This is a genomic window from Streptosporangium sp. NPDC050284, from assembly GCF_044459525.1.
Taxonomy (GTDB): domain Bacteria; phylum Actinomycetota; class Actinomycetes; order Streptosporangiales; family Streptosporangiaceae; genus Streptosporangium.
Genome location: NZ_JBITIZ010000057.1, coordinates 1 through 1,186 on the forward strand (window position 1 = coordinate 1; position 1,186 = coordinate 1,186).

The following is a 1,186-nucleotide window of genomic DNA, read 5'->3' on the forward strand; positions in this document are numbered from 1 at the left end:
TCGTCGAGCTGCTGGCCGGGCGGGAGAAGGAGGTGTCGGTCGCGGCGGTGAACGGCCCGTCCTCGGTGGTGGTCTCCGGGGTGGAGGAGGCGGTGTTGGAGGTGGCCGCCGCTCTGGAGGAGCGGGGGGTGCGGACGAAGCTGTTGCGGGTGTCGCATGCGTTCCATTCGCCGTTGATGGATCCGATGCTGGAGGACTTCCGCACCCTGGCCCGGACGCTCACCTACGACCCGCCGCGGATTCCGGTGGTCTCGACCCTGACCGGGGAGCAGGCCACGGCCGAGCGGTTGTGCTCGCCGGAGTACTGGGTGGAGCAGGTCCGTGGCGCGGTCCGCTTCGCCGACGGCGTGCGCACCCTGCACGCCCAGGGGGTGCGGGCGTATCTGGAGCTGGGCCCCGACGGGGTGCTCACCACGATGGCGTCCGACACCCTCGCCGCCGAGGATCAGCCCGTCGCGGACGTGGTGGCCGGGTTCGACGCGGTGGCGGTGCCGGTGCTGCGCGGGGACCGGGACGAGCAGTCGGCGATCATGACGGCTCTCGCCGAGTTGCACGTGCGTGGCGTGACGGTGGACTGGGAGGCGGTGCTCACGGGCGGGCGCCGGGTGGAGTTGCCGACGTACGCGTTCCAGCGCCGGCGTTTCTGGCCCGACGGCGCGGGTGCGCGGGTGGGGAACCTGGCGGCGGCCGGGTTGGCGGCCACCGGTCATCCGTTGCTGGGTGCGGCGGTCGGGCTGGCCGGCTCCGACGGGGTGCTGCTGACGGGGCGGTTGTCGCTGGGGTCGCATCCGTGGCTGGCCGACTACGTGGTGATGGGTTCGGTGATGGTGCCGGGCAGCGTGTTCGTGGAACTGGCCGTGCGGGCGGGGGATCAGGCCGGCTGTGATGTGATCGAGGAGCTGACCCTGACCACGCCGCTGGTGCTGGGTGAGCGGAATGCGGTCGCGGTGCAGGTGTGGGTGGGGTCGGCCGACGAGTCGGGTCGGCGTGAGGTGAGCGTTCACGCCCGGTCGGCCGAGGCGGCCGATGAGGAGCCGTGGGTTGAGCACGCGACCGGTGTGCTGACGGCCGGAGACCGCGCCGCTGTGTCGTTCGAGACGGAGGTGTGGCCGCCGCGGGGTGCGTCGGTGATCGAGTTGGACGGGGTGTATGAGCGGTTGGCTGAGGGTGGGTTGGAGTATGGGCC

1 protein-coding gene is annotated in these 1,186 nt (G+C 72.2%); it reads left to right on the top strand.

From position 1 onward, the window contains the following. Positions 1–1,186 (top strand): acyltransferase domain-containing protein (locus ACIBH4_RS39620; RefSeq protein ID WP_362770430.1); only part of this gene is annotated, 1,186 nt, incomplete at both ends.